Origin of the sequence: Paraburkholderia sp. GV068 (genome assembly GCF_003058125.1) — a bacterium.
GTDB lineage: Bacteria > Pseudomonadota > Gammaproteobacteria > Burkholderiales > Burkholderiaceae > Paraburkholderia > Paraburkholderia graminis.
Genome location: NZ_QBUB01000003.1, coordinates 136441 through 162591, shown reverse-complemented (window position 1 = coordinate 162591; position 26151 = coordinate 136441). Strand labels below are relative to the sequence as shown.

The 26151-nt window shown below is 65.1% G+C and carries 27 protein-coding genes, 1 other RNA gene and 1 riboswitch; of the genes, 12 read left to right on the top strand and 16 right to left on the bottom strand.

Going from position 1 to position 26151, the window contains the following annotated elements; translation table 11 throughout:
• Positions 1 to 36 precede the first annotated feature (36 nt).
• Together C8K18_RS08375 and ilvD are read right to left on the bottom strand one after the other, a co-directional pair.
• Positions 37 to 378 (bottom strand): c-type cytochrome, encoded by a 342-nt coding sequence (locus C8K18_RS08375; protein ID WP_006048551.1) that lies wholly within the window; start codon positions 376 to 378, stop codon positions 37 to 39.
• 171 nt (positions 379 to 549) lie between these two features.
• Positions 550 to 2223, bottom strand: coding sequence for a dihydroxy-acid dehydratase (ilvD, locus tag C8K18_RS08370; protein WP_029971115.1), 1674 nt, complete (start codon positions 2221 to 2223; stop codon positions 550 to 552).
• 131 nt (positions 2224 to 2354) lie between these two features.
• Between ilvD and C8K18_RS08365 the strand changes: the two genes are divergently transcribed.
• On the top strand, positions 2355 to 3368 hold the full coding sequence (locus C8K18_RS08365) for a LysR family transcriptional regulator (protein WP_107707208.1): 1014 nt from the start codon (positions 2355 to 2357) through the stop codon (positions 3366 to 3368).
• A 109-nt stretch (positions 3369 to 3477) separates the two neighbouring features.
• Positions 3478 to 4377, top strand: a complete 900-nt coding sequence (gene lgt, locus C8K18_RS08360; RefSeq protein ID WP_029971117.1) for a prolipoprotein diacylglyceryl transferase — start codon at positions 3478 to 3480, stop codon at positions 4375 to 4377.
• A 110-nt stretch (positions 4378 to 4487) separates the two neighbouring features.
• On the opposite strand, the gene C8K18_RS08355 is transcribed toward lgt, so the two are convergent.
• The 5 genes from C8K18_RS08355 to C8K18_RS08335 form a co-directional block, all read right to left on the bottom strand.
• Positions 4488 to 5219, bottom strand: a complete 732-nt coding sequence (locus tag C8K18_RS08355) for an SIMPL domain-containing protein (protein ID WP_006048547.1) — start codon at positions 5217 to 5219, stop codon at positions 4488 to 4490.
• A gap of 176 nt (positions 5220 to 5395) precedes the next feature.
• Entirely contained in the window at positions 5396 to 5854 is a 459-nt protein-coding gene (locus tag C8K18_RS08350; RefSeq protein ID WP_006048546.1) for an EVE domain-containing protein, read from the bottom strand.
• A gap of 85 nt (positions 5855 to 5939) precedes the next feature.
• Positions 5940 to 6121: non-coding RNA, 6S RNA (gene ssrS / locus C8K18_RS08345), on the bottom strand.
• 171 nt (positions 6122 to 6292) lie between these two features.
• Entirely contained in the window at positions 6293 to 6607 is a 315-nt protein-coding gene (locus tag C8K18_RS08340) for a cell division protein ZapA (protein WP_006048545.1), read from the bottom strand.
• Positions 6604 to 6960 (bottom strand): hypothetical protein, encoded by a 357-nt coding sequence (locus C8K18_RS08335; protein ID WP_006048544.1) that lies wholly within the window; start codon positions 6958 to 6960, stop codon positions 6604 to 6606. The genes C8K18_RS08340 and C8K18_RS08335 overlap by 4 nt, the downstream gene beginning before the upstream one ends.
• 218 nt (positions 6961 to 7178) lie before the next feature.
• Positions 7179 to 7528, top strand: a riboswitch (cobalamin riboswitch).
• 88 nt (positions 7529 to 7616) lie between these two features.
• Between C8K18_RS08335 and C8K18_RS08330 the strand changes: the two genes are divergently transcribed.
• Genes C8K18_RS08330 through cobC form a run of 6 tightly spaced genes read left to right on the top strand, consistent with a single transcriptional unit; the run spans position 7617 to position 13982 of the window.
• Positions 7617 to 9503, top strand: a complete 1887-nt coding sequence (locus tag C8K18_RS08330; RefSeq protein ID WP_107707207.1) for a TonB-dependent receptor domain-containing protein — start codon at positions 7617 to 7619, stop codon at positions 9501 to 9503.
• A 27-nt stretch (positions 9504 to 9530) separates the two neighbouring features.
• Entirely contained in the window at positions 9531 to 10601 is a 1071-nt protein-coding gene (locus C8K18_RS08325; RefSeq protein WP_107707206.1) for an iron ABC transporter permease, read from the top strand.
• Positions 10598 to 11452 carry an ABC transporter ATP-binding protein gene (locus tag C8K18_RS08320; protein ID WP_107707360.1) on the top strand — a complete coding sequence of 285 codons (855 nt, stop codon included), beginning with the start codon at positions 10598 to 10600 and terminating at the stop codon, positions 11450 to 11452. Before C8K18_RS08325 ends, C8K18_RS08320 begins: the two co-directional genes overlap by 4 nt.
• Positions 11453 to 11485: 33 nt before the next feature.
• Complete coding sequence (gene cobT / locus C8K18_RS08315; protein ID WP_107707205.1) at positions 11486 to 12574, top strand: nicotinate-nucleotide--dimethylbenzimidazole phosphoribosyltransferase; 1089 nt, start codon at positions 11486 to 11488, stop codon at positions 12572 to 12574.
• A 47-nt stretch (positions 12575 to 12621) separates the two neighbouring features.
• A complete protein-coding gene (locus tag C8K18_RS08310) occupies positions 12622 to 13407 on the top strand; it encodes an adenosylcobinamide-GDP ribazoletransferase (RefSeq protein WP_107707204.1) in 786 nt (261 codons plus the stop codon).
• Positions 13392 to 13982 carry an alpha-ribazole phosphatase gene (cobC, locus tag C8K18_RS08305; RefSeq protein ID WP_107707203.1) on the top strand — a complete coding sequence of 197 codons (591 nt, stop codon included), beginning with the start codon at positions 13392 to 13394 and terminating at the stop codon, positions 13980 to 13982. The genes C8K18_RS08310 and cobC overlap by 16 nt, the downstream gene beginning before the upstream one ends.
• Before the next feature lie 64 nt (positions 13983 to 14046).
• Here the strand turns inward: cobC and C8K18_RS08300 are convergent, their stop codons facing one another.
• Genes C8K18_RS08300 through cobU form a run of 4 tightly spaced genes read right to left on the bottom strand, consistent with a single transcriptional unit; the run spans position 14047 to position 17589 of the window.
• Positions 14047 to 14967 (bottom strand): cobalamin-binding protein, encoded by a 921-nt coding sequence (locus C8K18_RS08300; protein ID WP_029971123.1) that lies wholly within the window; start codon positions 14965 to 14967, stop codon positions 14047 to 14049.
• A gap of 51 nt (positions 14968 to 15018) precedes the next feature.
• Positions 15019 to 16080 carry a threonine-phosphate decarboxylase CobD gene (cobD, locus tag C8K18_RS08295; protein ID WP_107707202.1) on the bottom strand — a complete coding sequence of 354 codons (1062 nt, stop codon included), beginning with the start codon at positions 16078 to 16080 and terminating at the stop codon, positions 15019 to 15021.
• 19 nt (positions 16081 to 16099) lie between these two features.
• The gene (gene cbiB, locus C8K18_RS08290) at positions 16100 to 17035 is read right to left on the bottom strand and encodes an adenosylcobinamide-phosphate synthase CbiB (RefSeq protein ID WP_107707201.1); all 936 of its coding nucleotides are present in this window, start codon (positions 17033 to 17035) and stop codon (positions 16100 to 16102) included.
• Complete coding sequence (gene cobU / locus C8K18_RS08285; RefSeq protein WP_029971126.1) at positions 17035 to 17589, bottom strand: bifunctional adenosylcobinamide kinase/adenosylcobinamide-phosphate guanylyltransferase; 555 nt, start codon at positions 17587 to 17589, stop codon at positions 17035 to 17037. The genes cbiB and cobU overlap by 1 nt, the downstream gene beginning before the upstream one ends.
• A gap of 45 nt (positions 17590 to 17634) precedes the next feature.
• On the opposite strand from cobU, the gene C8K18_RS08280 reads away from it, so the two are divergent.
• The gene (locus C8K18_RS08280; protein WP_374710222.1) at positions 17635 to 19179 is read left to right on the top strand and encodes a cobyric acid synthase; all 1545 of its coding nucleotides are present in this window, start codon (positions 17635 to 17637) and stop codon (positions 19177 to 19179) included.
• Between the two features lie 159 nt (positions 19180 to 19338).
• Positions 19339 to 19755: a DoxX family protein gene (locus C8K18_RS08275; RefSeq protein ID WP_107707200.1), complete on the top strand. Its 417-nt coding sequence runs from the start codon at positions 19339 to 19341 to the stop codon at positions 19753 to 19755.
• A gap of 146 nt (positions 19756 to 19901) precedes the next feature.
• Here C8K18_RS08275 and C8K18_RS08270 read toward each other — a convergent pair whose 3' ends face one another.
• Positions 19902 to 20321: a PaaI family thioesterase gene (locus tag C8K18_RS08270; RefSeq protein ID WP_107707199.1), complete on the bottom strand. Its 420-nt coding sequence runs from the start codon at positions 20319 to 20321 to the stop codon at positions 19902 to 19904.
• Positions 20322 to 20570: 249 nt separating this feature from the next.
• Between C8K18_RS08270 and C8K18_RS08265 the strand changes: the two genes are divergently transcribed.
• Positions 20571 to 21209, top strand: coding sequence for a ParA family protein (locus C8K18_RS08265; RefSeq protein WP_107707198.1), 639 nt, complete (start codon positions 20571 to 20573; stop codon positions 21207 to 21209).
• A 60-nt stretch (positions 21210 to 21269) separates the two neighbouring features.
• Here C8K18_RS08265 and panD read toward each other — a convergent pair whose 3' ends face one another.
• The 4 genes from panD to C8K18_RS08245 all read right to left on the bottom strand — a co-directional run bounded on the left by panD (position 21270) and on the right by C8K18_RS08245 (position 23918).
• A complete protein-coding gene (panD, locus tag C8K18_RS08260) occupies positions 21270 to 21656 on the bottom strand; it encodes an aspartate 1-decarboxylase (protein WP_053857680.1) in 387 nt (128 codons plus the stop codon).
• 53 nt (positions 21657 to 21709) lie between these two features.
• A complete protein-coding gene (panC, locus tag C8K18_RS08255) occupies positions 21710 to 22543 on the bottom strand; it encodes a pantoate--beta-alanine ligase (protein WP_006048526.1) in 834 nt (277 codons plus the stop codon).
• 297 nt (positions 22544 to 22840) lie between these two features.
• Entirely contained in the window at positions 22841 to 23716 is an 876-nt protein-coding gene (locus C8K18_RS08250; RefSeq protein WP_029971130.1) for a ScpA family protein, read from the bottom strand.
• A 16-nt stretch (positions 23717 to 23732) separates the two neighbouring features.
• Positions 23733 to 23918 carry a DUF3460 family protein gene (locus C8K18_RS08245; protein WP_029971131.1) on the bottom strand — a complete coding sequence of 62 codons (186 nt, stop codon included), beginning with the start codon at positions 23916 to 23918 and terminating at the stop codon, positions 23733 to 23735.
• A 359-nt stretch (positions 23919 to 24277) separates the two neighbouring features.
• Between C8K18_RS08245 and C8K18_RS08240 the strand changes: the two genes are divergently transcribed.
• Positions 24278 to 26134, top strand: a complete 1857-nt coding sequence (locus C8K18_RS08240) for an autotransporter assembly complex family protein (RefSeq protein ID WP_029971132.1) — start codon at positions 24278 to 24280, stop codon at positions 26132 to 26134.
• Positions 26135 to 26151 lie beyond the last annotated feature (17 nt).

The following is a 26151-nucleotide window of genomic DNA, read 5'->3' as shown; positions in this document are numbered from 1 at the left end:
ACCAAGGTCGACCAACGCCGATCAAAGCAAGCCGCGCTACTTCAACGTCAACACCCAGCTCGCGAGCGTGGCCGCCTGGTCGGGCGTTAGCTGCGTATTCGCGGGCATCGGCACCTGGCCCCACACGCCGGTGCTGCCATCCAGAATCTTGTGCTTGAGATAGGTGGTCGCGTCTTCGCGGCCCGAATATTTCGCGGCCACGTCGTGCAGCGCCGGGCCCATGAACGGCCGTGCTACCGAGTGGCAGCTCATGCAGTTTTGCTGTTGTGCAAGCGCGAGTCCCGCCGCCGCTTCCGCATGCGCGGTCGCGCTGACGCCCATCGACAACGCGGCGAACACGGCAGCCGCTGCAAGCACCGCATACGACATTGATTTCATTCTGGTCTCCGCCGGTGCGGATGCCCGGCTTGTGGTGCAGGCATTATAAAAGGAAAGGGGCACACGGTTTTTCGTGCGCCCCTTTCGCTTTTACGTAGGGCTAATGCAGCGACGTTTTGCCCGCCTGCATCGTTACAAACCTTCCCGCGTCGCTTCCAAACCGCATCGCCATCAACCCGTGACCGCCCCCTTGTTGGCCGGCAACGCGAGCGCCGAGTACTTCGCCAGCACGCCGCGCGTGTAGCGCGGCTTCGGCTGCTGCCAGGCGGCGCGGCGGCGCTGCAATTCGGCGTCGTCGACGTTCAGTTGCAAGAGCAACCTGTGTGCGTCGATGGTGATCGAATCGCCCTCCTGCACGAGCCCGATCGTGCCGCCGACGAACGCTTCCGGCGCGACGTGGCCGACCACCATGCCCCATGTGCCGCCCGAAAAGCGTCCGTCGGTGATGAGGCCGACGCTTTCGCCGAGCCCTTTGCCGATAATCGCCGACGTCGGCGCGAGCATTTCCGGCATGCCCGGACCGCCCTTCGGGCCGAGATAGCGCAGCACGACGACATCGCCGGCAACGATCCTGTCCGCCAGAATCGCTTCGAGCGCGCTTTGCTCGTCGTCGAACACGCGAGCCGGCCCGGTGATCACCGGGTTCTTCAGGCCCGTGATCTTCGCCACCGCGCCGTCTTCGGCGAGATTGCCCTTCAGGATCGCGAGATGGCCTTCCTTGTACAGCGCCTTCTCGATCGGGAAGATCACCTGCTGATCGGCGCGCGGCTTGCCCGGCACGTCCTTCAGTTCTTCGGCGAGCGTCTTGCCCGTGATGGTGATGCAGTCGCCATGCAACAGACCCGCGTCGAGCAGAATCTTCATGACCTGTGGAATGCCGCCGGCCTTGTGCAGGTCGGTCGCGACGTACTGGCCCGACGGCTTCAGATTGCAGATCACCGGCACTTTTTTGCGGATGCGCTCGAAGTCCTCGATCGTCCACTCCACTTCGGCCGCGTGCGCGATCGCCAGATAGTGCAGCACCGCGTTGGTCGAGCCGCCCGTCGCCATGATCAGCGCGACGGCGTTTTCAATCGACTTCTTCGTGATGATGTCGCGCGGCTTCAGGTCTTTCTTGACCGCTTCCACGAGCACGCGCGCCGACTCAGCGGCCGAGTCGACCTTTTCCTCGTCGGGGTTCGCCATCGTCGACGAATACAGCAGCGACATGCCGAGCGCTTCGAATGACGAGCTCATCGTGTTGGCCGTGTACATGCCGCCGCACGAACCCGTCGACGGGCACGCGTTCTTCTCGATGCCTTCGAAGTCCTCTTCCGACATGCGGCCCGCCGTGAATTCGCCGACCGCCTCGAACGACGACACGATGGTCAGATCGGTGCCCTTCCAGTTGCCCGGACGGATCGTGCCGCCATACACGTAGATGCCCGGCACGTTCATGCGCGCGAGGCCGATCATGCCGCCCGGCATGTTCTTGTCGCAGCCGCCGATCACGACCACGCCGTCCATCCACTGACCTTGTACGCAGGTCTCGATGCAGTCGGCGATCACTTCGCGTGAGACGAGCGAGTACTTCATGCCTTCGGTGCCCATCGACATGCCGTCCGAGATGGTCGGCGTGCCGAAGATCTGCGGATTCGCGTCCGCGCCCTTGACCGCGGCGACGGCGGCGTCGGCAAGACGCTGCAGGCCGGCGTTGCATGGCGTGATCGTCGAATGGCCGTTCGCGATGCCGATCATCGGCTTGTCGAAGTCTTCCTTCTGATAGCCGAGTGCGTAGTACATCGAGCGGTTCGGCGAACGGGCCACGCCTTGCGTGATGTTCTTCGAACGACGGTTGTATGGCATGGGGAGCTCCAGTCTGTTTGTTTTGCTGGTCGGTCCAGTGTAGTTCGGACGCGTCGGGCAAGAATGCAATTTTGCGAGATGCGTGTCCAATATATTATTGACGGCTTATTAGGTCGTAAAATGTCTTAATCATGCTGCCAGCCGTTCCCGACCTGCGTCAATTGCGCTATTTCGTGACCGTGGCCGAAGAAATGCACTTCGGCCGCGCCGCCGCGCGCCTGTCGATGACGCAGCCGCCGTTGTCGCAGGCAATTCGCGCGCTCGAGGAGACGCTCGGCGTCGAGCTGTTCGCGCGCACCAAGCGCTCGGTGGAGCTGACGCGCGTCGGCGCCGATCTGTTGCCCGAAGTTCAGCGTCTGCTGGCGGGCGCCGAAGGATTGCGGCCGCTTGCGCAAAGCCTCGGGCGCGGGGAGGCGGGCGTGCTCTCGCTGGCGTTCGTATCGACGGCGGATTACGGTTTGCTGCCGCGGCTCTTGCGCGAGTTCGGCGCGCGTTATCCGCGCGTGCGGCTCGAACTGACCGAAGCCACGAGCGACGTGCAGGTGGATGAACTCGTGGCCGGCCGCATCGACGCCGGCCTCGTGATCGCGCCGCTGCCGTCGCGTCATGCGATGCAGCTTTCGTGGCTGCCGATCGAGCGCGAGCCGCTTGTCATCGCGATGTCGACGGAGATGGCGGCGCGGGTCGCGCATGGTGGGGCGCATGGGGCGCATGCCGCGGCGGCCACGGACAGCGCCGGCGAGCCGCACGCCGAATGGCTCGACGCGCCGGTCAGTCTGCGCGAGGTCGCCGACGCGCCGCTCGTCATCTTCCCAAGACGTTTGGCGCCGGGCTTTTATGACATCATTATGGATTGCTACGGCGTCGCGGGGCTCGCGCCGCGCATCGGCCAGGAGGCGATACAGATGCAGACCATCGTGAGCCTCGTGTCGGCCGGCATGGGTGTCGCACTGGTGCCGCAATCGCTGCGTAACCTGCGCCGCACCGGCGTCGTGTACCGGCCGTTGCGCGAGTCCGTGCCCGCCATCGAGACAGGCCTCGTCTGGCGCAGCGCCGAGGTGAGTCCGGTGCTCGCGGGCTTTATCGACATCGCGCGGGCGCATGCCGCCGCTGCTGACACGCAGCCGGCCACGTCACGCATCTAGCGCCACGGCGGCGAACGCATTGCGCGCAAAGCCGTCCAATGCGGGCGGCGTGAGCCGTCCGTCATCCCTACCAACCCGCTTCTGAACCCGAACTGCCCATAACAACACGATGCTCATTCACCCGAACTTCGACCCCGTCGCCATTCACCTGGGGCCGCTCGCCGTGCGCTGGTATGGACTGATGTACCTCGTCGCGTTCATCGCGGCGATCGTCGTCGGCCGGCTGCGGCTGCGCTTGCCGTACGTCGCCGCGCAAGGCTGGACGCCGAAAGACATCGACGACATGCTGTTTTACGGCGTGCTCGGCACGATTCTCGGCGGCCGGCTCGGCTACGTGCTGTTCTACAAGGCGAGCTTTTACCTCGCGCATCCGCTCGACATCTTCAAGGTGTGGGAAGGCGGCATGTCGTTTCACGGCGGCTTTCTCGGCGTGACGTTCGCGATGGTGCTGTTCGCGTATCAGCGCAAACGCTCGTGGCTGCAGGTCACCGACTTCGTCGCGCCGATGGTGCCGACCGGGCTCGCCGCGGGGCGGCTCGGCAACTTCATCAACGGCGAGTTGTGGGGGCGCGTGACCGACCCGTCCGCGCCGTGGGCGATGCTCTTTCCCGGCGCCGCGCCCGACGACGCCGCGTGGCTCGCCGCGCATCCGCAACTCGCCGCGCAATGGCATCTGAACGAAGTGTTCGCGCAATATCACATGCTGCCGCGTCATCCGTCGGAGCTGTACGAGATCGCGCTCGAAGGCATCGCGCTGTTCTTCGTCATGTTCTTCTTCTCGCGCAAGCCGAAGCCGATGGGCGCGATTTCCGCCGTGTTCCTGATCGGCTATGGCCTCGCGCGCTTCACGGTGGAATTCGCACGCGAGCCCGACGACTTCCTCGGTCTTCTCGCGATGGGTCTCTCGATGGGCCAATGGCTTTCGCTGCCGATGATTCTCGCGGGCATCGCGATGCTGGTATGGTCGTATCGGCGCGGCCGCAGCGAAGCGGCTCACGCGTTGCCGTAACGCGCGGCGCGCGTTTTTTTCGGCGCGCGATGGACAGCAAAACGCCACGGGATGCAATGCATGCCCGTGGCGTTTTTGTTTGGCCGAATATCCAGCGAAGTGCCAGCGTATTACTTCATCTGCACCGAGCCTGACACATTCACCGTCACCGTCGACGTGCCGCCTTCTATCGGCACCGGCGCAGCCATTTTCGCGTCCGCGCCCATCGCGCGCGCGCTCATCATCATGACCGGCCGCGGCATCGAGCCGTTGTGCCCGACGTTGACCTCGCGGATCGAATAGCCGCTGTAGCCGAACGCCTGCGCGGACGATGCCGCCTGCTCGCGGAACGACTTGATCGCCTCGCCGGTGAGCTTCTGTTCGGCCACGCGCTGCGCCGCGGGCGACAGCGAGAACTGCACGTTGCCGACCTGCATGATGGAAGCCATTTGCCCCGCGAGCTTCGACGCCGCGGTGAAGTCGTGCGACTCGAGCACGATCTCCGTGCGGCCGCGCCATGCGGAGATGCGCCCGTCACGATCGGTCGACGGATAAATCGAGAACGAACCGGTGCGCGCGGTCACGCCGCTCACACCCTTTGCTTTTTGCAACGCGGAATCGGCACGCTGATTCAGCGTTGACGTGAGCGCCGACGGATCGCTCGCTTCCTGCTCGTAAAAGAGCGTGATGTCGACCACGTCTTGCGGTACGTCCGCGCTCGCTTGTGCATTCAGCGACAGCACGCCGGCCGGTTGATAGGGCACGACGCTCTGCGCGCGCGCAACGGCGGGCGTGAGCGCGAGTGCAGCGGGCGCCGCGCAGACCAGCGCGAAAGCGAGTGCACGTGCGGTGTGTTTCGTCATTATTGGACTCCATGCTTGAACAGGGTTGCGCGCGACGAGGCGAGCGCGACGCAACGGCACGACGCTTGCCGAAGCCGTTTGCGAGTCCGTTAGGCGCTCGTAACCTGAGCTTGGTTCCCTAATTTAACTTTGCTTCAACGTTGCTGCAGCGTTGCGGCAACGTGGGCCGCGCGACGTCAAACGAGCCGCGTCGTGATGAAGCGCCACTCCGCTTCGGTCACTGGCGTGATCGACAGACGGTTGCCTCTCGCGAGCACGCGCATGTCCTTCAGTTCTTCATGCTCGCGCAAGGCCGCGAGCGGAATCAACGGAATCTTCTTCTTGAACACGACGTCGACGAGCAGCCAGCGCGGCGTTTCCTGCGACGACTTCGGGTCGTAATACGGGCTCTTGCTATCGAACTGCGTGGGGTCCGGATAGGCCGTGGACGCAACTTCAGCAAGCCCCGCGATGCCCGGCTCGGGGCAGCTCGAGTGATAGAACAGCACGCCGTCGCCGATCTGCATGCCATCGCGCATGAAGTTGCGAGCCTGATAGTTGCGCACGCCCGTCCACGGCAGCGTGCGGTGCGCGGCGTTGGCGAGATGGTCGATGCTTGCTTCGTCCGGTTCGGACTTCATTAGCCAGTAGCGCATGAATCGAATTGAACGTTAGGGGTTTGAAGAAGCACGGCGCCCAAACAAAAACGGCACCGGACGCAAGTCCGATGCCGTTCCAAATAAGGTCCCCGCCTTAGCCGCTAGGCCGGCATCCTGAACCGGGGGTTCAGAATTGGTCGCAGTTAGCAGCACTTCGGGTACATCAGACAGAGTGACGCGCACGCCCGTGCTACAAATTTCCGCAACCGTGCACATGGCATTGGTTCAAGGAATATATGACCTTGGCGAACCAGGCAGGGAAGCTAAACCGATGAAGCAAAACCGATGACACTGAAACGATTGACTCAAACGTTGGGGACCTGTTCGCCTCGCGCAGTTCGTGCATGCTTCACGAACCTTGCCTGCTTACTTTCCGTTTGAATCCGCAGCCGGTATCAGCACCGGCCGCACTGCTCTCAACATGCTACTTGCAACTTACTGCACGCTGTACTGCTCGATGACAGTACCCAGTTGCTCGTTCATTTGATGCATTGTACGCCGGATTTCTTCAGCGGGAAATGCTTCTCCGTGACGCACGCTTGTTTGCAGCTTAAGCAGTTCGGATGCCAGCGACAGCGCAGCCATGACTGCAATGCGATCCGTGCCGCGCACGTTGCTGTTATTGCGGATCTTCGACATTTCGGCGTCGACTCGCGCGACTGCTTCAAGCAGCGCGCCTTCCGTTTCCGGCGAGCAGGCGAGGCGATAGGGCACGCCGAGAATCGATACTTCGATCTGCTTGGTCGTCATGCATTTTCTCCGTGGCGAGTGGCGTCGCTCTCTGTTTCGACCTCGTGCGGAGCGGGCTCGAGCAGATCGAGCTGGTTGTCCGGCTCGTTGTGCGCACGCGCACGCGGCAATTTTTCGAGGATCGCGTTCAGACGCACCTGCGCGTCGTCGATCTTGGCCGACAGCGCGTCGCGCTCCGCTTGCAGTGCGTCGCGTTCCTCGCGCAGCAGCGCAAGTTCCGTGCGCGTAGCTTCGGCTTCGGCGCGCGACTGCGCGAGTTGCTCTTCGAGCGCGAGGCGCGCTTCATTGTGGCGCTGGCTGATCGCGATCAGCTTGCCGATATTCTGTGAAAGTGTTTCGAGTTCGGTGAGCATGTGCTGCGTCCTCTAAAGACATCGCATTTTAGCGCGGAATGTCGCACGTTCCGACATTTGTCTCGTTTCGAGACGTAACAACCCCGCTTTTTGCAGCCTTTTTTCGACTGAAGAAGAGAAACTACGCGCGTGCCGGAGATCGCGTCGGACAATAGCTCGACCCTGTCCGAATGAATCGCTCTCGCGGCCCGCGTTCTTGACTGACTCAGAGGGCGCTCATACACTGGCCGCACTCTGGTGCCCGCGCGCATTTCATTGTGCGCGCAGTTAAACGGGAAGCAGGCCGCGCCGTTCTACCCGAACGCGCCAACCTGCGCTGCCCCCGCAACGGTAAGCGACCGCATTTCGCGTGCATTGCAGTTCGTCGCATTCGCTGCAGTTCATCGCTGCTCATCGCAGTTCAGTGCTGCGGTACGAATCGTATTTCGAACAGCAGTTCGCGCTTTTGCAGTTCGATCCCCATCGCGTGTTCCGGTTCAACTCGCGAGTGTGCCACTGCGCGTCACGCGTGGGAAGGCGGGATCGAAAGTCGTTAGCCCGGATACCGGCCAGAGGGAGGGGCGCGCGGCGCGAATTGTCAAAAGCGCACGCGCCTCGTTACGCGACGGCCTGCGGGGAAGCGGGCCGCGCACGCCATCCACGGGAAATCTCACTTCATGCTGTCCCCCATCGCCCGCGCGGTGCTGCTCGCTTTTGCCGGGCTGCCCCATCTCGCGCATGCGCAGGCCGCCGCGCCTGCAAACGCCGACGCTTCGTCCACCGCTTCGTCCACTGCATCGTCCACTGTTTTATCGCCCGTCGTGGTGACCGCCGAGCGCGGACCGCAAGCGCTTGCCGATACGATCCCGCAGACGTCGCTATTCGATCAGCAGGACCTGGCCGACACCACCGCAACGGATCTGCCCGGCCTGCTGCAACTCGCGCCCGGCGCGCAAATCTCGCGTACAGGCGGGCCCGGTTCGACGGCGAGCCTTTATTTGCGCGGCGCGTCGTCGACGCAATCGCTGATTCTCATCGACGGCGTGCGCGTCGATTCCGTGAGTCTCGGCACCGCGCAAATCGCGCAGATTCCGCTCGATCAGATCGATCACGTCGAGGTCGTGAACGGCAACGTGTCCGCGTTATACGGCTCGGGCGCGATCGGCGGCGTGGTACAGGTGTTCACGAAAGACGGCGGCGCGCATCCGCCGCGTTTCAATTTCTCTGTGGGCTACGGCAGCTATCACACGCAGACGCAGCAGGTGGGCGCGAACGGCGCATTGGATAAAGACGGCCGCACGACCTTCAGCATTTCGCTCGCGCGCTCGAAAGACGACGGCTTTTCAGCGCTGAATCCAAGCGAGGCGCCCAACGCGAATCCGAACGCGAACGGCTATCTGAACGAGAGCATTTCGGCGTCGCTGCGCCACAAGTTCAACGACCAATGGGACGCGGGCGTCCGCTATCTGCAGTCGAACGGCAACAACAGCTACGACAACGCGTACGGCGCGCCGACCGATCTGAACAACCTCTACACGAAAGTGCGGCAGGTGTCCGCGTTCGCCAACGGCAAGCTGACCGACTGGTGGACCACGCACTTCATCGTGTCCGAAGGCGACGACCGCAGCGTATCGAAGACCAACGGCCTCTACAACGGACGCTTCGATACCGACAACCGGCAATACACGTGGCAGAACGATTTCGCGCTGGCCGCGCAGCAAAAACTGCGCGTGGGCTACGAGCATCTCGATCAGAGCCTCGACTCCGATACGTTCGCCGCGCCCACGCGGCATGTCGATTCCGTCTTCGCGGGCTACACGGCGCGCTTCGGACGCAACCAAATCCAGGCCAACGTGCGGCGCGACCAGTACTCCGATTTCGGCGGAGCGAACAGTTACTATCTCGGCTATGGGTTCGACATCACGCCGCATTGGAAGCTGAGCGCAAGCTATTCGGATTCGTTTCGCGCGCCGAGCTTCGACGATCTGTACTATCCGCTAAGCGGCAATCCGTCGATTCAGCCCGAGCGCAGCCATTCGCTCGAAGCGGCGCTGCAGTACGCGTCGAATGCGTTGGGCGTGATGCGTTTGAGTGCTTTCCAGACGCGTTATTCGAATCTGATCGACTATCAGCAGGTCACGCCGGGCATCTATCTGGCGGAGAACGTGGGGCATGCAAAAGTGCAGGGGCTCGAGGGATCGTGGAGCGGACATGTGGGCAAGACCGATGTGCGCGCATCGGTCACGCTGCAAAATCCCGTCGATCTCGACAACGACGTGGACCTCGTGCGGCGCGCGCGGCGCTTCGCGTCCTTGACGGTGAACCGCAGCATCGCGGGGTGGCGCGTGGGCGGCGAGTGGATCGTGAGCGGCCCGCGCGAGGACAGCAGCGGCAAGCTCGGCGGCTACGGCATCGTGAATCTGTCCGCGCGCTACAACATCACGAAAGCCTGGTACGTGGCCGCGCAAATCCAGAATCTGTTGAACAAGGACTATGAAACGGCCTACTCGTATAACTCGCCGGGGCGCGGTGCGTATGTCACGCTCGGCTGGCAGCAGCAGTGATGCGCGCGCCATGTTGAGAGCGCGCCGATGAGCCGTCATCCAGGTTCCCTGCCCGCCGCATTGCACGCGATGACCGCGAAGCGCGCCGCCGCGATCTGGCTCGTGCTCGCGCTCGCCGCGCTGGTCGTGCTGATGGCGTCGCTCGCGTTGGGCAGCGTCTCGCTCGCGCCCGCGCGCTTGATCGAGGCGCTGTCGCCGCTGCATGCGTCGGCGTCCGCGTCCGGCTCTGCCAGCGCCTCCGACGATCTCGCCGGCGAAATCGTGCGCACGCTGCGCTTGCCGCGCGCATTGGCCGGTTTCGCGTGCGGCGCATTGCTCGCAATGGCCGGTGCGCTCTTGCAAGTGCTGTTGCGCAATCCGCTCGCGGAGCCCTACGTGTTGGGCGTATCGGGCGGGGCCGCGAGCTTCGCGCTGATCGCGATGATCGCCGGCAGCGCGTGGTGGCTCGTCGATGCGTCCGCGTTCGCAGGCGCATTCGTGTCGATTCTGCTCGTGCTCGGTCTCGCGCGCCGCGAGTTGTGGCGCGGCGAGCCGCAGGACACGTCGCCGCGTTTGCTGTTGACCGGCGCGGTCATCGCGGCGGGTTGGGGCGCGTTGATCACGTTGCTGCTGAACCTCGCGCCCGACAATCGTCTGCGCGGCATGCTGTTCTGGCTCACCGGCGACCTCAACGGCAATGCGATGCCGTGGACGGCGCTTGCGGCGCTCGTGGTCGTTGTAGTTGTCATCGTGCCGGTTGCGCCGCGTCTGAACGTGCTTTTGCGAGGCGACGCCGTCGCAGAAGCGCTCGGCGTGGCGGTGATGCCGCTGCGCTTGCGCGTCTATCTCGCGGCCTCGCTCGCGGCGGCCGCAGCGGTGACGACGGCGGGCACCATCGGCTTCGTCGGGCTCGTCGTGCCGCATGTGCTGCGGCTCGCGTTCGGCAACGACCAGCGCATGCTGCTGCCCGCCGCGGCGCTCGGCGGCGGCGTCGCGGTGATGGGCGCGGACCTGATCGCACGCCTCGTGATCGCGCCGGCGCAATTGCCGGTCGGCGTGATTACGTCGATCATCGGCGTGCCGGTGTTTCTGTGGATGCTGCTGCGCGCCCGCCGATGATGCACGCCTCCCATCACACCTCCAACCAGGCTCAGCCCGCGCTCAGCGCGCAACGCGTGACGTTGCGTGCGGGCGCACGCACCTTGCTCGACGCCTTCACGCATACGTTCTATCCCGGCGAGATCTGGTGCGTGGCTGGACCGAACGGCGCGGGCAAGACGACGCTTCTATCGACGTTAGCCGGCTTGAAGCAACCGTCGGCGGGACAGGTCGAACTCGACGGCGTGCCGCTTGCGCACTGGCAGGGTCAACAGCTTGCGCAACGTCGCGCGTTGATGCCGCAAAGCGCGCCCGACGCTTTCAGCGCAAGCGTGCTCGACATCGTCATGCTCAACCGCTTTCCGCATCTGACCGGCTGGGGCTGGGAGCGCGAGGCCGATCGCGAGGCGGCGCACGCCGCGCTCGATGTGCTCGGCCTCACCGAATTCGCCGCGCGCGACGTGCTGTCGCTCTCAGGCGGCGAACGTCAGCGTGTCTCGCTCGCCGGGGTGCTGTGCCAGCAAGCGCCGCTGTTGCTGCTCGATGAACCGCTGTCGCATCTGGACTTGCATCATCAGATAGAGTGCCTGGAAGCGCTAAGCGAATGGACACGCGAGCCGGGACGCACGGTTCTGTTTTCCTGTCACGACCTGAATCTCGCGCGCCGGTTTGCGACGCACGCGCTGCTTCTGGACGGCGCGGGCGCTGCCTATGCGGGTCCCGCCCACGATGTACTGACGCCCGCGTTGACGAGCCGCGTATTCGGCTATCCGCTGATACTGATCCGCGATGGCGAGCACGAAGCACTGATTCCCGCGCCGCGTTCACGTCATGAATCGTCTTCGGTTCATGACACATCGGCAAGCCGGTAGCCAGACCACAACATCATCTATCTTCACGAACTCATGACTTCCACGCCAGGCTTGTCCGCATTGTCCGAAGTTGAACCGCTCGATGAGACGTTGCGCGCCGAGCTTCAGCACATCATCGATACGAAGACGAAGCCGCCCGGCAGTCTCGGCCAGCTTGAAACGCTCGCGCGTCAGATGGGTTTGATCCAGCGCAGCACGCGTCCCAACGTACAGCGACCCGCGTTGATCGTCTTCGCCGGCGATCATGGCATTGCCGCCGAAGGCGTCAGCCCTTATCCGCAAGCGGTGACCGCGCAGATGGTCGCGAATTTTCTCGCGGGCGGCGCGGCGGTCAATGCGTTGAGCCGCGTGGCCGCCGTCGAACTCGAAGTCGTGAACGCCGGCATTGCAACACCGCTGCAGCACACAGACGGCCTCATCGACATTCCGATTGCAGCGGGCACGCGCAACTTCGCGCACGAACCGGCGATGACGCGTGACCAGGCGCTCGCCGCAATGCAGGCCGGCGCCGCGCGCGTGCGGCATCACGCGGCGCTCGGCAGCAATGTGATCGGCTTTGGCGAAATGGGCATTGCGAACACGTCGGCGGCGGCGTGTCTGATGAGCCGTTTGTGCGGCGTGCCGATCGACGAGTGCGTGGGCCGCGGCACCGGTCTCGACGACGCGGGGCTCGCGAAAAAGCGCAACGTGCTGGCCGCGGCGCTCGCGCATCACGGTGCCTCGCATGATCCGCACGATCGGCACAATCGGCACAATCCGCTCGATGTGCTCGCCACCTTCGGCGGCTTCGAAATCGCGATGATGGCGGGCGCCTATCTGGCGGCAGCGCAGGCGCGCATGACGATTCTGGTCGACGGCTTCATTGCGAGTTCGGCGCTGCTGGTTGCAAACGCCATTGCGCCGAACGTGCGCGAGTACTGCGTGTTCGCCCATGCGTCGAACGAAGCGGGGCACCGGCGTATGCTCGATCATTTCGGCGCCACGCCCTTGCTCGCGCTCGACATGCGGCTCGGCGAAGGCACGGGTGCCGCGCTCGCCGTGCCGCTGCTGCGCGCGGCCTGCGCGTTCATCAACGAGATGGCGAGCTTCGAATCGGCCGGCGTCGCGAATCGCGAAGCCTGAGCGATCCTCGGCATGCTTTTCAAACCCATGCACGCGACGACGCACCCATGAACCCGCTGGCGGAATTGCGCTACTTCTTCACCGCGCTCGGCTATTTCACGCGCGTGCCCGTGCCGCGATGGGTCGGCTATGAACCGCATTATCTGAATGCGGCGGCGCGTTACTTTCCGCTCGTCGGCGCGCTGATCGGCGGCGTCGGCGCGCTCGTCTATCTCGCTGCGCTGCGTGTGTTTCCGGCGGGCGTCGCGGTGTTGCTGTCGATGGCGTCGACGTTGCTGGTTACCGGCGCATTTCACGAGGACGGTCTCGCCGATTGCGTCGATGCGTTCGGTGGCGCCTATGCGCGCGACGATGTTTTGCGCATCATGCATGACTCGCGCATCGGCGCATTTGGCGCAATCGCGCTGGTGATCGCGCTCGCGCTCAAGTGGCAGACGCTCGCCGCGTTGCCGCCGATGCGCGCCGCCAGTCTGATGATCGCGGCCCATGCGGCAAGCCGCGCATGCGCGATCAGCTATCTGGCGACGCTCGACTACGTGCGCGCGGAGGGCAAGGCAAAACCGGTCGCGCAACGCCTGAGTGGCATGGCGCTGCTGTGCGCGGCGGTGTTCGGATTGCCGTGGCTGCTGTGGCCCGATGGTCCGCACGGACTGCTCATGCCCGATTGGCGCTTTGCCGGCGCGACGCTTGCCGTGCTGCTAGTGCTGCGCTTTGCGATGGGCCGCTACTTCGTGCGGCGCATCGGCGGCTATACCGGCGATTGCCTCGGCTTCGCGCAGCAGATCTTTGAACTGAGCATCTATCTGGTGGGGCTCGCATGGACCTCGTTCTGATCCGTCACCCCGCAGTCGCGCTCGACGCGGGCGTGTGCTACGGCCACAGCGATGTGGCGCTCGCCGAGGCGGCTGATGTGTCGTCGGCCGCGCTTGCGCTCAGGCTTGCCGGTTTGCAGGTGCCCGCGCCGCGCGTCGTGATGTCGAGTCCGTTGACGCGCTGCTCGGCGCTCGCCGTCGAAATGGCCAACGATTTCGGCTGCGTGCTGAGCCACGACGACCGGCTGAAGGAAATGAATTTTGGCGCGTGGGAAGAGCGCCGCTGGGACTCGATCGATCGCGAATTGCTCGACGACTGGGCTTCGAACTTTGAACACGCGCGAGCGCATGGCGGCGAAAGCGTCGCGCAATTCGTCGTTCGAGTGCGTGCGTGGTTCGACGCGTACGCGCAAACGCGCGAGCTCTCGCCTGCGTATGTGGTCACGCATGCCGGCGTCATGCGCGCGATTGCGTCGCTGGCGCTCGACGTGCCGCTCGAACGCTGCTTGCGATGGTCGCTTGAAACCGGCGCCATCGTCTGGCTGCGCCGCGGCGGTGACGGCGAGCCGTGGTCGCTCGTGAAGTGGAATGCGTGAGCGCTTGGCGATGTTTGCTTGCTGATGCTTTGTTCACGCTTTGCCGCGCTTCCCGCATCGAGCGTTACTGCGCGTTCTGCTTTCTGCGCGAGCGCGCGAGTTCAAGGTCCTCGCACATCCGCGTCGCGCCCTGCACGATGCGCGGCGTGGGCCGATTGATCACATCACCGTCGATGGCGAACAGGTTGTCGTGCGCCACCGCCGATAGACGCGGCCACGCGCGCCATGCGCTCAATTGCGGCAACGCGGTGTCCGGTTTCGTCGCGCCGGGCGCGGCCGTGACGATCGCTTCGGGATTGGCGGCGAGCACGGCTTCCGTCGACACCGTGGGCACGAGCGGTTGAAGCGCCGCGAACACGTTGCGCCCGCCGCATAGCGCGATCACGTCGCTGACCATGTGTTCGCCGTTGAGCGTCATCAACGGTTGATCCCACACCTGATAGAACACACTCACAGCCGGCCGTTTCGCGTACTGCGCGCGCAGGTTCGCGATGTCGCGCCGATATGCGGCCGCGGCTGCATCCGCAGTGGACGAGGTGCCGAGCAACTGGCCGAGCTTCGTCAGCGAAACGGCAATATCGTCCAGGCGATGCGGCTCGCTGAAGAACAACGGTATGTGCAATTCGCGCAAACGGTCGAGCTGACGTTGCGCATTGCCGTGCCGCCACACCACGATCAGATCGGGCTTCAACGCGACGATGCGTTCGAGATCGAGCGACTTGTTATCGCCGACGCGCGGCAGTTGCTTTGCCTCGGGCGGATAGTCGCTGTACGACACCGCGCCCACGATTTTCGAGCCGCCGCCGGCCGCATACAAAAGTTCGGTGACGTGCGGCGCGACGCTGATCACGCGTTGCGCTGCGGCGGGCAGGGTAACGACGGCGCCGGTGTCGTCGGTCACGGTGATGCTGGCCCGCGCCGGCAAGGTCGCGGCGATCAACGCGGCGGTGAGGGTGAGGCGGGCACGGCGCACTGATTGAGTCATCGGTTGAGAGATCGGGTTCGGTGGCGCGTCGGCATGGCAAAGCACCAGGAATCAGGCAGCGCCCGCAGCGTCAATCGTATCGATCGCCGCGCGCAGGCTCTCTTGCAGCCGCGCCCATTCCGCTTCGGTTGCAGGCAAGCCGAACCGCACGCTACCTGACGATGCAAAGAGCCGCGTCCACACGCCGCGCGTGGCCAATGCCTGATGCAAGGCCGCGGCGCGTGCGTCGTCGGTCCATGCGAAGAGCGGCGTGGCGCGCGTGCGAATGCCGTGGGCTTGCAACATGTCGACGAGACGTGCGCTGTCCGCGGCGAGCCGTGAGCGCATCTGCTGTTGCCACGCGCGGTCCGCGAACGCCGCTTTCACGGCATGACGCGCGGGGCCGCTGACCGTCCACGCGCCGAGCGTGCGGCGCAGGCTGTCGAGCAGCGCGGGCGCGGCGAGCACAAAACCGGCGCGCACGCCCGCGAGGCCGAAGAACTTGCCAGGCGAGCGCAACACGATCAACCCTTCGCGATTCGCGTGCGCTGCGAGCGAAGCGGCGGGCATCGTATCGGCGAACGCTTCGTCGACGAGTAGTGTGCCGCCGCGCGCGCTCAGTTGAGCATGCCAGGCAAGCAGCCTCGCAGCGCTCAAATGCTCGGCCGTCGGATTGTTCGGATTCACAACGATTGCATGCGTGAGCGTGTCGGGCAGCACGTCGCAGGAAATATCGAGCGACATGACGCGATGCCCGGCCCGCTCGAACGCGGGTGCGTATTCGCTGTACGTGAGCGCCGCGACGCCGGCTTGCGCGCGCGGCAGCAAGGCCGGCAGTGTGCGAATCGCCGCCTGGCTTCCCGCCACCGGCAACACGTGCGCCGCGTCGGGCGCGCCGTAGTAGCGCGCGGCGCAGGCGGCGAGATCGTCGCCATCGTCGGGCAGGCGGCGCCATGCGTCGGCGGGAACGGGCGGCACCGGATAGCCGTGCGGATTGATGCCCGTCGACAAATCCAGCCACTGATCGTACGGAATGCAATAGCGCTCGGCCGCTTCGTGCAGATTGCCGCCATGCACGATGAGCGCGCCAGCCGACGCATGAGAAGCCGTGTCGGGCGACGCGTCATGACGCATGCAGGATTCGGCGCTTCGCTCAGACATGCAGGGGCACGCTCAGCAAGGCCAGCACGATCAGCACCGCGAGCCACAGGATCACCGTGCGCTCGACCAGCATCAGCGCGGCCGTGATGTGAGCGGCCTTCGCGGGATGACCGAAGCCGAGCATCGGCCGATGTTCGAGCATGCCGTTATAAACCGCGGGACCGCCGATCAGCACATTCAGGCTGCCCGCGCCCGAGGCCATCACCGGGCCGGCGTTCGGACTGTCCCAGCGCGGCGCCTGCTCGCGCCAGCAGCGCCACGCGGTGCGCGTGTCGCCGAGCAGCGCGTAGCTCGCGGCGGTGAGGCGCGCGGGAATCCAGTTGAGCACGTCGTCGAGGCGCGCGGCGGCCCAGCCAAAGCGCAAATAGCGCGGCGTGCGATAACCCCACATGGCGTCGAGCGTGTTGGCGAGGCGAAAGCCGAGCGCGCCAGGGCCGCCCGCGATCGCGAACCAGAAGAGCGCGCCGAAAATCGCGTCGTTGCCGTTTTCCAGCGCCGATTCGACGGCGGCGCGCGATAGCGCGGCTTCGTCCGCATTGGCGGTTTCGCGCGAGACGATCCGCGCGGTCAGCAGGCGCGCCTCGCTGAGGTCGCGCTGCGCGAGCGCCCGCGCGATCGGTTCGATGTGATCGTGCAGGCTGCGCGCGCCGAGCGCGAACCACAGCAGCGCGACGTGCACGGCGCACGCCGCAAAAAACGGCAGCACCGCGACAAGCCACCAGGCGACCAGCACCGGCGGCAACACAGCCAGCGACCACGCGAGCAAGCCCTTGAGCCGCAAGCGCCGGCCACGGTTGTAGTGCGTTTCGAGGCGCGCCGCCCATTTGCCGAAGCCGACCAGCGGATGCGCGCCGCTCGGCTCGCCGATCCAACGGTCGACGGCCACGCCCGCGGTGGCGAGCGTCACGATGAGAGGAAGCGACAGCATCACGCGCCGCCCGCGGTTTTGAGCGACAGCGGCAGGCCGGCGACCATCATCGTGGCCTGCGTGGAGAGGGCCGCGATACGTTGATTGAGCCGCCCGAGTTCATCGACGTATAGACGCGTGGCCGCGCCGAGCGGCACGACGCCGAGACCAATTTCGTTGCTGACCGCGATGATCTTGCCGCGAGCGTTGGCGAGCGCGGCCTCGAGCGCTTCGATGCGGGCTTGAGTTTGAGCGGGCGGCAGCGCGTCGCCGTCGGCGGGACATAGCAGGTTGGCGAGCCACAGCGTCAGGCAGTCGATCAGCGTGCAATGCCCGGGCGCGTCCGCCTTCCACACCGCGCCCGCGAGGTCGACGTCCGCTTCGAGCAGGCGCCAGTGCGCGGGACGCCGCGCGCGATGATGCGCGATGCGCGCGCTGAATTCGGCGTCGCCGGTGACGCGCGCCGTCGCGATGTAGGTGACGGGCAGCGCGCTTTGACTGGCGAGCTGTTCCGCGTGCACGCTCTTGCCGGAGCGCGCGCCGCCGATGACGAAGGTGAGGTCGCGGGAAATCATCGCGTGATTGTACCGGCGTGCAGCGCGGGTCGGCGCGATGGGATAATGCGTTTCCCCACCGAATCCAACCTTCCCGTGAGCATTCATTCGATCCCGCATGACGCCGTCTTCATGCCGCGCGGCACGCTGATGATTCAGGGCACCACGTCCGATGCGGGCAAGAGCACGCTCGTCGCCGGCCTGTGCCGGCTCGCGCGGCGCGCGGGCGTGCGCGTCGCGCCGTTCAAGCCGCAGAACATGGCGCTGAACAGCGCGGTGACCGTCGACGGCGGCGAAATCGGGCGCGCGCAGGCGCTGCAGGCGGTGGCCGCCGGCATCGCCGCGCACACCGATCTGAACCCCGTGCTGCTCAAGCCGACGAGCGATCGCGGCGCGCAGGTGATCATCCACGGCAAGGCGCGCATGAATCTCGACGCCCGCGCGTATCACGACTACAAGCCGGTCGCGTTCGAGGCGGTGCTCGAGTCATATGCGCGGCTGCAAGCGGCCTACGACACGATCTTCGTCGAAGGCGCGGGCAGTCCGGCCGAGATCAATCTGCGCGATCGCGACATCGCCAACATGGGTTTTGCGGAAGCGGTCGACTGTCCGGTCGTGCTGGTGGCCGACATCGACCGGGGCGGGGTGTTCGCGCATCTCACGGGGACGCTCGCGTGCCTGTCGGCGAGCGAGCAGGCGCGCGTGCGCGGTTTCATCATCAACCGCTTTCGCGGCGATATCGGACTGCTGAAGCCGGGGCTCGACTGGCTCGAAGCGAAGACCGGCAAGCCGGTGCTCGGCGTGCTCCCGTATCTGCACGGCCTCACGCTCGACGCCGAGGACATGCTGCCGCCCGAGTTGCGCGCGGCGCAGCGCGGCGACGCCACGCGCACGTTGCGGGTCGTCGTGCCGGTGCTGCCGCATATCAGCAATCACACCGATTTCGACGCGCTGCGCGCGCATCCGCAGGTCGATTTTCATTACGTGCGAAGCGGCATGGCGCCGCCGCCCGCCGATCTGATCATTCTGCCGGGTTCGAAGAACGTGCCCGGCGATCTCGCGTTCCTGCGCGCGCAAGGCTGGGACGCGGTGCTCGAGCGGCACTTGCGCTATGGCGGCCGGGTGATCGGCATCTGCGGCGGCATGCAGATGCTGGGGCGCGAGGTGGCGGACCCGCATGGCGTGGAGGGCGCGCCGGGGACGTCGGCGGGGCTGGGCTGGCTCGATTACTCGACGGTGCTGACGCGCGAGAAGACGCTCAAGAATGTTAGCGGCCGCCTGGCGCTGCCTGGTTCGCCGGAAGTCGCGGGCTATGAGATACATATGGGCGAGACGCGCGGTCCTGCGCTCGACTCGCCGGCGCTGCGTCTCGGGCAAGCGGGCGAGTCGCGTCCCGACGGCGCGCTGTCCGTGGATGGCCAGATTCTCGCGACCTACGTGCACGGCCTGTTCGACACGCCGGCCGCGTGCGCGGCGCTCCTGGCGTGGGCCGGACTGAGCGATGCCGAGGCGATCGATTATCCGGCGTTGCGCGAAGCGTCGCTGGATCGGCTGGCCGACACGCTCGCGGAGCACCTGGATCTCGGGAAATTGATGGCTGCGATGGCTTGACGGCAGTTGCGCTTGAAAGGACGCGGCCGCCGATTGCATCGCGGCAGGAAATAATCAAAGCGAAAACGACGGTTTTTCGTGCGTGGTGGTTCGAATAGAGTGGCGGACATCGACCGGCTTCGTCCAGGCCGTCTCCCACCTCTCACGAAGGATCCCGACATGAACCCGAACCGCTCCGCCGATCTGGCGGCTTTGATCTTGCGCGTCACCCTCGGCGTGCTGTACCTCGCGCACAGCCTGCAAAAGATTTTCGTGTTCACCCTGCCCGGCACCGCGCAGTTCTTCGTCTCGCTCGGCTTGCCGGGATGGCTGGCTTACGTGACGACATTCGTCGAACTGATCGGCGGGATCGCGCTGTTGCTGGGCGTGCAGGTGCGCTGGGTCGCGCTCGTGCTGCTGCCGTTCATGCTCGGCGCAGTCTCCGCGCATTGGCACAACGGCTGGGGATTCGGCTCGCCGCACGGCGGCTGGGAATATCCGGCGTTCTGGGCGGTGACGCTCGTCGTGCAGTCGTTGCTCGGCAGTGGCGCGTTCGCGCTGGGCGGCGTGAAGGCGCCGCGGGCGGTGGTTGCCTGAGGTGCGGCGGGGCGTGGGCGGGGCCGCCTTTAGCCGGCGCCCCTTGAACCCATCCAGGCAGCATTTCAAAAAGCACGCACCGTCAGGTCGCGTGCTTTTTTGCATCGCAAGCGCGACAGTCGCGTGCCTGCTCCTTCTCCAACCCCTCAATACAACACGATCTGCGTGCAGCGAAACAACGCAATCGTCTTGCCGTTCGCATCGCTGACCGTCGCATCCCACACCTGCGTGCTGCGGCCGAGGTGCGCGCCTTTCGCCACCGCGCGGATGATGCCCTCTGTGGCCGTGCCGAGGAAGTTGCTTTTTAGCTCGACCGTCGTGAAATTGCGCGCCGTTTCCGGCAGATGCGCGAGGCACGCGTAGCCGCAGGCGGTGTCCGCGAGTCCGATCACCGTGGCCGCGTGCAGAAAGCCGTTCGGCGCGAGCAGTTCCTGGCGCACGGTCAACTCCGCGCTCAACATGCCTTGATCCAGCGACAGCACACGCACGCCCAGCAAGCCGGGCAGCTTGCCCTGCTGGCGTTCGTGCAGGCGTTCGACGGTGTATTCCGGACGGAGCTTGCTCATGGCGGTGGCTTCCTCGAAGGATGGATTCGCTGACGGACGACGCCGATTAGCCATTCGGGGGCTTCGGCCTCGCTGCATTTGTCGATATTATCAACGGCTGGATCGGCGCGCGGACTGAAGCCTGGGCAAATCGGCGCATTGGCACATCGGCGTGGCAGCAGTGCAGCAGGGCAAAATCCGACGCATACAGTTGAAGACACACAGCGGCAAACCGGCTGGCAGCGCCCAGCCTTCTTTCCGGGAGTATTCATGACGGTAATCGTGGTGGCGAATCCGAAGGGCGGCGTGGGCAAAAGCACGCTGTCGACGAATCTGGCCGGCTATTTCGCCGCAAACGGCGAGTGGGTGGCGCTCGCGGATCTGGACAAGCAGCAGTCGGCGCACGCGTGGCTGTCGTTGCGGCCCGACACGTTGCCCGCCATCGAAACGTGGGAAGTCAACCCGGAGACGCCCGCCAGGCCGCCGAAGGGGCTCGAGCACGCGATCGTCGACACGCCCGCCGGCCTGCACGGCAATCGCATGAACGTCGCGCTGGAACTGGCGGACAAGGTAATCGTGCCGCTGCAGCCATCCATGTTCGACATCCTCGCCACGCAGGATTTTCTGGAGCGCTTGGCCAAGGAGAAGGCCGTCAGGAAAGGCGCGATCGAGATCGGCGTGGTCGGCATGCGGGTGGACGCGCGCACGCGCTCGGCGGAGCAATTGCACCGTTTCGTCGAGGGATTGAAGCTGCCGGTGCTCGGCTATTTGCGCGACACGCAGAATTACGTGCAGCTCGCGGCGCACGGCCTGACGCTGTGGGACGTCGCGAAAAGCCGCGTGGAGAAGGACCTGGAGCAGTGGGAGCCGATCATCGAGTGGACGAACGGCGCCGCGAGGAAGGGTTGAGCGATTGCGGGGCTGGGCGGCGTGGCAATCTTAGGCCGGCCGACGCCGCCCGCGGCTTTCTCAGGTCCAGTTCTGCGTAGGCACGTGGTCGCGGCTACCCTTGACCTTGTTGTTTTCGTCGACGAAAACCAGGTCCGGCTTCCAGCCCGCCTTCAGTTCCGCTTCGTCGACCACGGCGAAGGCCGCGATGATCACGAGGTCGCCCAGTTGCGCGCGCCGCGCCGCCGAGCCGTTCAGCGAAATCATGCCGCTGCCGCGCTCGCCCTTGATCGCGTACGTCGAGAAACGCTCGCCGTTATTGATGTTCCAGATGTCGATCCGCTCGTTTTCCACGATATTCGCCGCTTCGAGCAGATCTTCGTCGATCGCGCACGAACCTTCGTAATGCAGCTCGCAATGCGTGACCGCGACGCGGTGAATCTTCGACTTCAGCATGTTGCGTTGCATGGCTAGTCAATCCCTTGTGACTCGTAGGCGCAGTGAAATCGCCTAAGGCAATTTCAGATTTCGAGGTTGTCGATAAGACGGGTCGACCCAAGCTTGGCGGCCGCCAGCACGACCAGTTCGGCGTTCGCGTCTTGCGGACCCGGCGGCAGCAGATTCGAGCGCTTGCGCACCGCGACGTAATCCGGTTGCCAGCCGCGCGCGCTCAGCGCGGCCATCGCCGCGCGCTCGAGCGCCGCGAAGTCGTGTTCGCCGGCGAGCACCGCGTCGCGCACGCGATTGAGCTCGGCCGCCAGCATCGGCGCCTCGGCGCGCTCGGCTGCCTGCAGAAAGCGGTTGCGCGAGCTGAGCGCGAGGCCGTCGGCATCGCGCACGGTTTCGGCGGCGATGATGTCGGTCGGCAGCGCGAACTGGTGGCACATGCGGCGCACGATCATCAACTGCTGATAGTCCTTCTTGCCGAACACCGCGACGCGCGGCTGCACGCACGACATCAGCTTCATCACGACGGTGCACACGCCCTGGAAAAAGCCCGGCCGGAATTCGCCCTCGAGGATGTCGCCCAGATCGTGCGGCGGATGCACGCGATACTCCTGCGGCTCGGGATACAGATCGCGCTCGGTCGGCGCGAACAGCACGTAGACGTTTTCCTTCTGCAGCTTCTCGATGTCGGCTTCGAGCGTGCGCGGATATTTGTCGAAATCCTCGTTCGGTCCGAACTGCAGACGATTGACGAAGATGCTCGCCACCACCGGATCGCCGTGCTGGCGCGCGAGGCGCATCAGCGACAGATGGCCCTCGTGCAGATTGCCCATGGTGGGCACGAAGGCCGTGCGATTCTGGCCGCGCAACTGGTCGCGCAATTCATGGATCGAGCTGATGACTTTCATGATCGGACAGGGATTCCTCGCGCGGCGCGAGACTGGGTTGACGCAACGGCCTGGCCGGTTGCGCGGCCCGCGGCCTCACTGGTAATGACAGGTTCGAAGCGCGGGATTGTAGTGGATTTGCCGGCGCGACGCACCGAAATGAGGCCTGATCGGCCACTCGAAATGGGGAGGTGCGGCGCCGCGGTTTCCATGCTGGCCCCGGCGGCGAATGACCTGGCTGGCGGCTCGGCGAATGACTTCGCTAACGGCCTGGCGAATGGCCGGCCTAACGGCCGCGCTTCCGCCCGAAAGCGACGCTCAGGCCGGCAAATAGGCGAGGCGCACATAGATCGGTGCGAACGGCTCCGCCTGGGTAATTTCGACGAGCGATTCCCGGCACAGTTCGAGCACCGCGATGAAGTTCACCACCACGACGGGCACGCCCTTGCCGGTATCGAACAGCTCGGCGAACTCCATGAAGCGTGCGCTTTGCAATTGCCGCAGGATCGAGCTCATGTGCTCGCGCACGGACAGTTCCTCGCGCGAAATCTTGTGATGCTGGACGAGCTTCGCGCGCTTGATGACGTCGGCCCACGCGGCGCGCAGGTCTTCGCTGTTCACGTCGGGAAAGCGCGGCGTGATGCTTTGCTCGATATAGACCTCGGCGCGCAGGAAGTCGCGCCCCAGTTGCGGCAACTGGTCGATGCGCTGCGCGGCGAGCTTCATCTGCTCGTATTCGAGCAGGCGCCGCACGAGTTCGGCGCGCGGGTCTTCGGCTTCCTCGCCGCTGTCCACCTTCTTGACGGGCAGCAGCATGCGCGACTTGATCTCGATCAGCATGGCCGCCATCAGCAGATATTCGGATGCGAGTTCGAGATTGGTCTGGCGCAACTGGTCGACGTAGCCGAGGTATTGCACCGTGACATCCGCCATCGGAATGTCGAGCACGTTGAAGTTCTGCTTGCGGATCAGGTAGAGCAACAGATCCAGCGGTCCCTCGAACGTTTCGAGAAACACCTCGAGCGCGTCCGGCGGGATGTACAGGTCGGTGGGCAGCTTGAAGAGCGGCTCGCCGTACAGGCGCGCGAAAGCAATGCCGTCGACGGTGTCCGGCGTCGAATCGGTGGCGGGCGCGGCAAGCGCGGCGTCGGACGAATCCGGCGGCGCGCCGTGTGCCTCGTCGGCGTGACTCATCGGTTGCGCCGGGCGCTTAGAAGTTCTGATAGTACTGGTAAGGCGTCTGTTCGACGCGCGAAGCCTTCTGCTCGGCGCGCTCTTCCAGGTCGATCGGCTGCTTGTCCCACAAGAGCGCCCGGCCGCGGCGCTGCTCGGCTTCCAGCGTGGGCTTCTGCTCCTTGAGCTGATTGAGGAACTGGGTGATGTCCGACTGATACATGGCTCGACGTCCGTGGTTGGGGAAACGGCGGCTTCGCTGGTCTTCGTGCGGATGCCGCATCTATTTCGCAATTTTAGCGCATGCGCCGCGCGCGGTCGAAAAACCCCGTCGACGGCGCACGCATCGTGGCCGATGTTGCGCGCTGCATGCGTGGCTGGAACCGCGCGCCGTATGACGCGTCAAAGGCGGGCGCGTCCGCCTCGCTGGATGCGTCTGCGGCGGGATCGGCAGCGCGTTCGAGCTTGTGTTCGAGCGTGCGTTTAGAGATAGCGCGCTTCCGCCGATGTGGTCAAATAGCGAGCTTCGGCGGCACTGCGCGCCCGAACGAAAAATTCATCAACCATGGCCGGAGGTCCTGCTTGGCGGGGTGTGCGATCGAAAAGCCGCTAGAGCGGCGCGGTGAACGCGGCGCGCGGGGCGCAGCGCAGCGGCGCGCGTTAGCCGGCAACGCGGCGCTGCGGCGCTGGCTGCGCGCGTGGCTTGCCGCCGCCGTGCTGCTGCTGACGCTCGCCGGCGGGCCCGCTTACGCGGCGCGCGCGGCGGCGAGCTACAAGGTCGACGTGGAAGCCTCGCCGCGCTCGCTGCGCAAACTCCTCGAAGAGCATCTGGATATTGCGCGCTTCGCGAAGCGTCCCGACATCAGCGAGGATCAGTTCGAATTTCTGATCACCGCGACGCCGCAGCAAGTACGCGATCTGGCCGCGACGCAGGGCTATTTCACGCCGATTGTGCGCACCGACGTGCGCACGGTCGACAACGCGAAGCGCGTCACCGTGAGCGTCGATCCAGGCCCGCAAACCACCATCAGTTCGATCTCGCTGTCGTTTCGCGGCCCGGTGCTGACCGAGGACCCGGAGCAGGAAAACACCGCGCGCTTCGCGTTTTCGCTGCACGAAGGCGATCCGTTTTCGCAGGGCGACTGGGACGACGCGAAGAACGCATCGCTAAAGGCGTTGCAGGCGCGCCGCTATCTCGGCGCGAAGATTTACCACTCGGAGGCGCGCGTCGATCCGCGCACGCACGAGGCCAAGCTCTCCGTCGCCTATGAAAGCGGGCCGACCTTCACGATGGGCAAGCTCGACGTGTCGGGCACGCGGCGCTATCCGGAGCAGATCGTCGACAACGTCAATCCGATTTCGGTCGGCGATATTTACGACGTCCAGCGCATCACCGAATTGCAGCGGCAGTTGCAGAACACGCCGTACTACGCGAGCGTCGCGATCGACGTGGACAGCGACCCGGCCAAGCCCGCCGAAACGCCGCTGCATGTGAAGGTGTCGGAATATCCGTACAACAGTATTCGCGGCGGCGTCGGCTATTCGACCGATAACGGCGCGCTCGTGCAGGGCGCGTACTCGTATCTGAATACGTTCGGCAAGGCGTGGCCGTTCACCATCGACGGCCGGGTCGATCAAGTGCAGCAATACGGCCAGATCCAGCTTGCGATGCCGCCGGGCCCGCGCGCATGGACCAATAGCGTGCTCGCTTCCTACACGACGACAGATGTTTCCGACACGCGCATCTACAGTATCCGCGGCGGTGTGCAGCGCACGCGCACGTCGCAATTCATCGACTACAACTACGCGATCCTGTTCTACCAGGATCGGCTCGATCAGAACGTCGGGCCGCCGACCACGAGCCGCGCGCTGGTGCCGACCTGGTCGTGGACCCGGCGCAATACCGACGACCCGCTGTTTCCGCGCAAAGGCAATCTGATCCACGTCGAGGCCGGTTTCGCGGTGAAGGGCGTGCTGACCGACCAGACGTTTATCCGCGGCTACGCGCGCGGCCAGCAGTACCTGCCGATCGGCAAGCAGGACCTCGTGGTATTTCGCGCGGAACTGGGCGGCGTGTTCACGAGCGGCAGTTCGAGCGGCATTCCGGCCTCGCTGCTGTTTCGCGCGGGCGGCTCGAATTCGGTGCGTGGCTATAGTTACCAGAGCATCGGTAACAACGTTCAGGGTTCCGTGCTGCCGACCAAATATCTGCTGACGGGGTCGGCGGAATATCAGCACTGGTTCACGCACGACTGGGGCGCGGCCGCGTTCTTCGACGTCGGCACCGCCACCGACACCTGGGGCGAAAGAGTGTTTTATCCGGGCGTGGGCGTCGGCGCGCGCTGGCGCAGCCCGGTCGGCCCCGTCAACGTCGACGTGGCCTACGGCATCCGCAACCGAAGCGTGCGGCCTTATCTGACGCTTGGGATCGCCTTCTGATGGAAACCTCCTTTTAC

Bases quoted from the DNA above. Each gene is read 5' to 3' on its own strand.
- panC (WP_006048526.1), bottom strand. From the start codon at position 22,543: ATGAAAGTCATCAGCTCGATCCATGAATTGCGCGACCAGTTGCGCGGC.
- C8K18_RS08300 (WP_029971123.1), bottom strand. From the start codon at position 14,967: ATGACTCAATCAGTGCGCCGTGCCCGCCTCACCCTCACCGCCGCGTTG.
- C8K18_RS08275 (WP_107707200.1), top strand. From the start codon at position 19,339: ATGAACCCGAACCGCTCCGCCGATCTGGCGGCTTTGATCTTGCGCGTC.
- C8K18_RS08320 (WP_107707360.1), top strand. From the start codon at position 10,598: ATGATGCACGCCTCCCATCACACCTCCAACCAGGCTCAGCCCGCGCTC.
- panD (WP_053857680.1), bottom strand. From the start codon at position 21,656: ATGCAACGCAACATGCTGAAGTCGAAGATTCACCGCGTCGCGGTCACG.
- C8K18_RS08340 (WP_006048545.1), bottom strand. From the start codon at position 6,607: ATGACGACCAAGCAGATCGAAGTATCGATTCTCGGCGTGCCCTATCGC.
- C8K18_RS08365 (WP_107707208.1), top strand. From the start codon at position 2,355: ATGCTGCCAGCCGTTCCCGACCTGCGTCAATTGCGCTATTTCGTGACC.
- C8K18_RS08325 (WP_107707206.1), top strand. From the start codon at position 9,531: ATGAGCCGTCATCCAGGTTCCCTGCCCGCCGCATTGCACGCGATGACC.
- C8K18_RS08375 (WP_006048551.1), bottom strand. From the start codon at position 378: ATGAAATCAATGTCGTATGCGGTGCTTGCAGCGGCTGCCGTGTTCGCC.
- C8K18_RS08330 (WP_107707207.1), top strand. From the start codon at position 7,617: ATGCTGTCCCCCATCGCCCGCGCGGTGCTGCTCGCTTTTGCCGGGCTG.
- lgt (WP_029971117.1), top strand. From the start codon at position 3,478: ATGCTCATTCACCCGAACTTCGACCCCGTCGCCATTCACCTGGGGCCG.
- cobU (WP_029971126.1), bottom strand. From the start codon at position 17,589: ATGATTTCCCGCGACCTCACCTTCGTCATCGGCGGCGCGCGCTCCGGC.
- C8K18_RS08355 (WP_006048547.1), bottom strand. From the start codon at position 5,219: ATGACGAAACACACCGCACGTGCACTCGCTTTCGCGCTGGTCTGCGCG.
- cbiB (WP_107707201.1), bottom strand. From the start codon at position 17,035: ATGCTGTCGCTTCCTCTCATCGTGACGCTCGCCACCGCGGGCGTGGCC.
- C8K18_RS08310 (WP_107707204.1), top strand. From the start codon at position 12,622: ATGAACCCGCTGGCGGAATTGCGCTACTTCTTCACCGCGCTCGGCTAT.
- C8K18_RS08350 (WP_006048546.1), bottom strand. From the start codon at position 5,854: ATGCGCTACTGGCTAATGAAGTCCGAACCGGACGAAGCAAGCATCGAC.
- cobD (WP_107707202.1), bottom strand. From the start codon at position 16,080: ATGCGTCATGACGCGTCGCCCGACACGGCTTCTCATGCGTCGGCTGGC.
- ilvD (WP_029971115.1), bottom strand. From the start codon at position 2,223: ATGCCATACAACCGTCGTTCGAAGAACATCACGCAAGGCGTGGCCCGT.
- C8K18_RS08280 (WP_374710222.1), top strand. From the start codon at position 17,635: ATGCGTTTCCCCACCGAATCCAACCTTCCCGTGAGCATTCATTCGATC.
- cobC (WP_107707203.1), top strand. From the start codon at position 13,392: ATGGACCTCGTTCTGATCCGTCACCCCGCAGTCGCGCTCGACGCGGGC.
- C8K18_RS08270 (WP_107707199.1), bottom strand. From the start codon at position 20,321: ATGAGCAAGCTCCGTCCGGAATACACCGTCGAACGCCTGCACGAACGC.
- C8K18_RS08265 (WP_107707198.1), top strand. From the start codon at position 20,571: ATGACGGTAATCGTGGTGGCGAATCCGAAGGGCGGCGTGGGCAAAAGC.
- C8K18_RS08335 (WP_006048544.1), bottom strand. From the start codon at position 6,960: ATGCTCACCGAACTCGAAACACTTTCACAGAATATCGGCAAGCTGATC.
- C8K18_RS08245 (WP_029971131.1), bottom strand. From the start codon at position 23,918: ATGTATCAGTCGGACATCACCCAGTTCCTCAATCAGCTCAAGGAGCAG.
- C8K18_RS08250 (WP_029971130.1), bottom strand. From the start codon at position 23,716: ATGAGTCACGCCGACGAGGCACACGGCGCGCCGCCGGATTCGTCCGAC.
- cobT (WP_107707205.1), top strand. From the start codon at position 11,486: ATGACTTCCACGCCAGGCTTGTCCGCATTGTCCGAAGTTGAACCGCTC.